The sequence below is a fragment of the Colwellia sp. MB3u-45 genome, assembly GCF_014077005.1.
Lineage (GTDB): Bacteria > Pseudomonadota > Gammaproteobacteria > Enterobacterales > Alteromonadaceae > Cognaticolwellia.
In genome coordinates, this window is record NZ_JACGVC010000020.1 from 1 (window position 1) to 7,032 (window position 7,032).

The window sequence follows — 7,032 nt, forward strand, 5'->3', positions numbered from 1 at the left end:
ATATTCGCCGCCCCAGTCAAGTTTATAACCTTCTGGTAAAGCAATAGCAGCAATTTTAGCTTGTGTACGATTAAACGCCTCACCGGTAGTTTCATTGTATCCGGCCTCCGCTTTAACGGTAATAGTTCGTACACGATCACGTCGATTAATTAGAAGCTCTTCACTGGCATAGTTCATTTTGCCACTTACTTGTTTAAAGGGTATATAAGTTCGTTGACTACTGCTCCACACTAAACTGTTTTCTAAGCCGGCTAATTGATCAGGATTTGTGCTACTATTTCTGGCAATAATTGGATAAAGGTAATCGCCATCTTGTAATTGCCCTATTTGCAAACCATCACTATAAAACTTTATCGCTTGACTAAAGTCACTCCTTGAAACACCGGCAATGCCTGCCGCTATATCATCATACTCAGGTGCTAAAACAATACCTTTATCGCGCCAGTCATCACGAATATCACGAATATTACCATCTGCGGAATAAATCGCTTTTGCTTGCTCAGCTAACTGCCTTAAAATAGCGGGATCTTCGCCAGAAAATCGTGCCTGAATTTTAGCACCCGCACCAGGGCCAAATTGCATGATTTCTGCGTAAAAGTTTACCTTAGGATTTGCTAATCTTAATTTATCAGCAACTACTTGCGCTAAACGAGGGATCTCAGCTGCGTCATGCGCTCGCACCATAAATAATCCATAACTCTCATTAGGTAATTCAGGGGCAAATACTAAGGTAAAGCGCTCTGAACTTTCACCGATAAAAGTTGCTAATGATTCAACACCTTCAGTGCTAAGGATCAGCTTTTCACCTTGTTTCATATATTTTTCAGTGGCTCTAATATCTGAGTCTTGCGGCCCCCAGTAATGAACAAAAAACACTGGAGTATTTGAAGGAGGGAAAAATCCTTGTTTAATAAAACCAAAGCTTGCGTATGCGCTAATCGTAATCACTACCAATAACCCTAAGGTTACACCACGCCAATGCAAAGCATTACGTAAAACAACTAAATAAGCTTGATGAAATAATGAATGCGATGCTTCTACATCGGCTTTATCACCCACTTGATAAAAGTATTTACCTAATAAAGGCGTTAACGTTACCGCAAGTATCCAACTTAACAGCAAAGATATTAGTACTACGGCGAACAGTGAAAATAAAAATTCTCCTGTGGCATCATCTGATAAACCAATACCCGAAAATGCCGCTATACCAATAACCGTAGCGCCCAGTAATGGCCACTGTGTGCGTTTAACAATAAAGCTGGCAGACTCCATTGCCGACTTACCTTTCTCCATGCGTAGCATCATACCTTCTGCTACTACAATAGCGTTATCAACCAGCATTCCCATGGCAATAACCAAGGCTCCTAGAGAAATACGTTGTAGTTGTAAATCATAAAGCCACATGATCAAGACAGTCCCTAATACCGTGATCAATAAAGTGCCTCCAACAACAATGCCCGAACGCCAACCCATAAATAGACAAAGTGCTAAGGTCACTACAGCAACTGATATTTCCAGATTTAAGATAAAACCGTCAACTGATTCATCAACGATTTTCGCTTGGTTATAAATAGAAGATAACTGAATACCCGCAGGTAATTTAGCGAGCACTTCAGCCAGTTTAGTGGAAATTTCCTCACCAACTTCAACGATATTAATATCACTTTGCGCCGATACCGCTAAGGTTATGGCACGTTCACCATTAAAGCGTTTTAAGCCACTTGGGATAGCTACAGGTTCAATACTGAGCTGAGCAATATCTTTTATCTTTATTGAGGCATTTTTACCCGGAATAACAATAGAGAGGTTTTCTATTTCTGTTATTTTATTGGTTGAGCTTGCAACTGGGATCCTAATTTTTTTATCACCAACGTATAATCTTCCACCACTAAAGGGTTTTAAATTATTCGCCAGTACTTTTTGAATATCAGGAAAAGAAAGCCCTAAACCGGCAATTTGATAGCTATCAATGGTGGCAACAATTTCTTCTTCTAAAATACCACCAATTTTTACTTTAGCAACCCCGTCAACAGTTAGAACTTCACGACGAATTATACGGGAAAATTCACGCATTTGATCAGCGCTAAAGTCAGGCGCAGATAAAGCATAATAAATGCCATAAACATCACCAAAATCGTCGATAACCACTGGAGCACTAGCACCAAGTGGCAAGTCGTGTTCAATATCAATAAGGCGTTTGCGTAGTTCGTCCCAAATTTGGGGTAATAATGGCCCATCAATATGTGGTTGTACTTCCATGGTTACTCGGGATACGCCGGGTTTACTGACTGATTTCAACGTATCTAATTGCCACATTTGCTGCAGCGCTATTTCAACTTGCTCAGTAACTTCTTTTTCAACTTTTTCCGCACTTGCCCCCGGATAATAGGTAAAGATAACGGCTTTTTTTATAGTAAAGGCCGGATCTTCTAAGCGGCCAATTTTGCCCATAGCAACAATGCCACCAATAATAAAACATATCGCCATAAGCCAAATGTTAATGGGCTTAGTCAACGAATAACGTGCAATATCCATTAATATGTCGCCTTATATTCTCTGACTATTAGCCCCTCACGCATTTGCCCCACTGCGGCAGAAACCACTTTATCATCAGGACTTAATCCCAAAGAAATTAGGGCGTATTCGCCTTTTAACTTGGAAACCTTGACCTTGACCTTAGTCAGACTATTTTGTACTTGATTAAAGCGCCAGACACTAAAGCCCGAGTCGTTATTACCTACTAATGCACTTAATGGAATAATTAATGCCTGTGAGTGACTATTATTTTGTTTAATGTTAACAATGGCTCGCGAGCCTGGATAAAAAGATTTCGCAATTTCACCGTCAAGTGCAAAGGTTACGCCATAGGTTTGAGTAATGGGATCAGGCGTGGTTTTATGTTCAACATAACGTATGTCAAATATCTTATCTTCCTGGCCAATAATATGAGCACTTGCTTTTACATCGCGATTGCCGGCATTGGCGGTCATAATGCGTTCAGGCACTTCAAAGGTAAAATAAAGCGCTGATCTATCTTGTAAATTAGCCAGTGAATCTCCGGTACGAATTAAACTATCATTTTCAATGTACCTAGCACCAATAACAGCATCAAATGGGGCTCTTATCGTGCAGTAACTTAAATCTTGCTCGGCATTAGTTAATGCTATTTTAGTAATTGAAAACTGAGATTTTGCTTCATCGTAATCACGTTGCGACGCAACATTCTTTTCAAAAACATCTTTAATGCGTTTTAAATTTCGTTGCGCGTCTTCATGACGAATGCGACTTTCTTGCACTTTACGTTGAAAAGGTTTCGGATCTATTTTTGCTAAAATTTGACCTTTTTTAACTTCACTACCTTCGACAAGGCTCTCGAAAATTAAACGTCCTGAGACTTCAAATTTAAGGTCAACACTCTTCACCGCCGACACCGTGGCTGGAAATTCATAGTCATTCACTAAATTTGTTAGCCGGGCACTGGTGAGTTGAACCACTACAGGTGCAACCTCTTTTGTGACCTCTGTTGGTTCAGAACAAGCTTGCAGTAAAATAACGGCTCCGAGCATAAAAATTCGCTTCACATCAATCCCAAAATATAAGTTAAATTATAAAAATAAGTAGGCGAATCATAACACAGGTTTACACATTAACAACTAGTGTAAACTTGTTGTTTAATGTAACCACTCACGTTAATATATCGATACTTCAATGAGTAAGAGCAGATGATTTGCCAAGTACTACCGATAAAATACTAAGTGTCGCTATGGATTGTTTTTTTCAGCACGGCTACGATACCGCAAATATTTCTATGGTCAGTCGTTATGCTGGCATATCGCGTGTGACTATACATAAACAATTTAAATCAAAAGAGCTATTATTTAGAGCTGTTGTTGAAAAACATTTTCAGCAACATAATATATTGATTAGTGTCTACAGTAAGTCAGAAATAAATTTTTGGCAGGAAACCCAAGTGCTTACTATTCAACGATGTGAAGGCTTATTCAATCACGTATCCAGCAGTCTAATTAGGGCTAATTTAATACACGCTGGTCAGGCATTTTGCAAAGACCTTATTCAAGCAGAAGAAAGCTTAATAAAAAATAGTATCCAATTAAGAATTGAAAAAGAAATTTCCGCCAATCGTTTAACACTAAGTAAAATAGGCTTGTCGGCATCAGCATTAGCTGAAACACTTCACTTTGCACCATTTGGCATCACGGTATCAGTATCAGATAAAAACAATACTACCTTTGTAGAAAACTTAATGGCGATATTTAAAGCATCAACATCACCACTTTAGTGCAATGTTCTCCCTTCAAGATCTCTATTTATAATTAGCTTTTATCTCGCCAAAACTGACTAATTAAATGACTCATTCTGCCTAATGCTCAGTAGAGATAAAAATATCGAACTTTAGCTTCGCTATTTTTAGTGTAACTTTATATTCAAGTAACTAACTTCATCAATGTGCCTTTAAAAACTCAAATATTTATTTGAGGCGTTAATTGAAGAACCAAATACCAAGCGTGTTTTAAACAAGTCTTCGCCACTGTACGTTTGAAACATGGAAGATTTAATCCTTGATATATCGGATTGTGCTCGCGTTTACCTTGAACAGACGAGTAATAATGATATGCCAATAAATAGCGATAAAAATTTTAATAAAAAACAATGAATAGTTAAATTATAATAGCGTAAACTATTGCTACAGTCGTAACCATCAACAATACAGAACCTATTTAGTCACATGGCCACACCGTTAAAGTACTTATCTCATTATTCTATTGATATACAGCAGCAAGTCGCACAGCTTATTAAGGAAAACAACTTAAAAGCCTATTTATTGGCGCAATTTCCTGCGCCACATGAAGTTACTACTGATAAAGCATTACGCGAATACTCCATCGCGTTAAAACAACAATATTTAAAAAAATCAGCGCCACTTAGTCAAGTAAAGTACGATGATAAGATTCATGTTGTGAACAACGCGCTAGGTTTGCACACTTATGTTTCTCGCGTACAGGGCAATAAACTAAAAAGTAAAAACGAAATCCGTATTGGTAGCATGTTTAAGCGAGCGCCCGAAGCGTTATTAAGTATGATCGTGGTGCATGAACTGGCCCATTTGAAAGAAAAAGAGCATAACAAAGCCTTTTATCAACTATGCCAACATATGTTACCAAACTATCATCAATTAGAGCTAATGACTCGTATATACCTTACTGAGCTTGAAAAAAACGGCAGTATTTATCAATAAACATTGCCGCTTATTAATGTCTTTAGGTATATAAAAAGTGCCTAAATCAAGAACAGCATAGGTTAAGTGTCAGTGGGATACTCATCTATAAACAAACGCTTCTATTTCTGCCACTATTTTTAGCTTGATATAAGGCGGTATTAGCTTGTTCAAATATCGCTGCCCAGTTTAATTCCTCTTCTCGTTGTACTACACCAATAGAAACAGAGATTTTAGGTAGATTGGCTTTTGAGTCTCTTTGCATCAGTTTTAATTGTGAAATCGCTAGCCTGATATTTTCTGCAACTTCATATGCCTGTGTTTTGGTTTTATTTACCATAACAACAGCAAATTCCTCACCACCAAAACGAACGGCAATATCGTTATCCGATATAGATGATAAAATCACTTTTGCAATGCGCTGTATCACTTTATCGCCAATAACATGGCCAAACTTATCATTAAAATTTTTGAAATGGTCAATATCTATTGCTAATGAAGAATGTACTTGTTCAATATCTAATTCTTTTAACTTAATATCACAGCCACGACGATTATATAAACCAGTTAAAGAATCAACTATTACTTCATTACGTGCGGCTTGAAGCTTAGATTTTAAAAAATTAACTTCACCACAAGTCCTGGTCAGATCTAAAGATAAGTCGGTATGCTGTTGTTGAGAAAATGTAATATTTTTCATCAAAAAGGCAACAATATTTTGCATAGATTTATGGTGTTCATGTTTAGAAAGTGCTTTTTTCGCTTTTATTAAGTTAGAAGTTGCCGCTTTAGCACTATCTACTTGTAAATTAATTTTGTCGAGAGTAGAAGTTAAAGACTTCTCAATCGGTTCAAGTATTTGTTTATCAATAGTATGAGAATTAGAAATATACTTTTCAAATAAACCTTCAATAAAAGTTAAATCAACGTCCTGAAAGGTTTGGACATGCCTTTCTAACTCTGCAGTTAATTTTTCATTACGCTTACTAATATGCAAATAAGTGACTGAATAATTTACTGGACTAGCTGGGATTTGATAATGAGATAAAAATTCGTTTGTTGATGCACTAAACTTCAGTACCTCATCAAAATTATCTTTAATAAGCACGAGCACTCCTTAAGAGTATATTTATTATTTTAATGTTAACAATCACTTGTTAACATTACTTGTTAACGAATAGAACCAAAATGTAAATAAGATGTTAATTACCTTTCATGAGAATATCTAAATTAGCAACGTTCAACAAGCATTAAAATGCTAAATATCACTTGTTAGAGCTTTTTACCTAATAATGAAGTTTTTTATATAAACTTATTAGCCTATAAAAAGATTATTATAGGCTAATAATAAAGATTCATTGTATCGAGATAACTAGAACGGCTTTTTAAAATGGCGATTAATACATCAAATTGGTACTTAAATAAATATTAGCAGTTAAAATTAAAAATATTGAACAATTTTTTGGCTCTTAATTACGCGATTTGAAACACAACAGATTTAAATGAGCATGCGGCAAAAAATCAACTTTGCACTATTGTGCAAAAACAGAAAAAATTGATAATTTATGAGTTAATAAACTAGTACCCCATCACCAAAGTTAAGTCTAATAGAACAGGTCTAGCAACGGTTACGCGAAAATGGACTTATACCATTTTGATTAAATTTGTGAGCTAATTGGTTTCATTTTTCATACATTGATATCAGTCGTTATGATCACACTTGAATCCATTGATTTTAAATCTCTTATAGCAAAAGAAACTAATGGGCGAATGCGGGTTCGTTTGATGGCGCTTTC

Annotated in this window: 5 protein-coding genes; 2 read left to right on the forward strand and 3 right to left on the reverse strand. The window is 36.3% G+C overall.

The features are described 5' to 3' along the window. The coding region (locus H4J41_RS00105) for an efflux RND transporter permease subunit (protein WP_182150439.1) at positions 1-2,535 on the reverse strand (2,535 nt) is incomplete at its 3' end. Further along, positions 2,535-3,581 (reverse strand): efflux RND transporter periplasmic adaptor subunit, encoded by a 1,047-nt coding sequence (locus H4J41_RS00110; RefSeq protein WP_182135149.1) that lies wholly within the window; start codon positions 3,579-3,581, stop codon positions 2,535-2,537. The genes H4J41_RS00110 and H4J41_RS00105, both read right to left, overlap by 1 nt. 146 nt (positions 3,582-3,727) lie before the next feature. Between H4J41_RS00110 and H4J41_RS00115 the strand changes: the two genes are divergently transcribed. After that, entirely contained in the window at positions 3,728-4,300 is a 573-nt protein-coding gene (locus tag H4J41_RS00115) for a TetR/AcrR family transcriptional regulator (protein ID WP_182135147.1), read from the forward strand. Between the two features lie 447 nt (positions 4,301-4,747). Then, entirely contained in the window at positions 4,748-5,257 is a 510-nt protein-coding gene (locus H4J41_RS00120; protein ID WP_182135145.1) for a M48 family metallopeptidase, read from the forward strand. A gap of 85 nt (positions 5,258-5,342) precedes the next feature. Here the strand turns inward: H4J41_RS00120 and H4J41_RS00125 are convergent, their stop codons facing one another. Continuing rightward, positions 5,343-6,344, reverse strand: a complete 1,002-nt coding sequence (locus tag H4J41_RS00125) for a GGDEF domain-containing protein (RefSeq protein ID WP_182135143.1) — start codon at positions 6,342-6,344, stop codon at positions 5,343-5,345. Positions 6,345-7,032 lie beyond the last annotated feature (688 nt).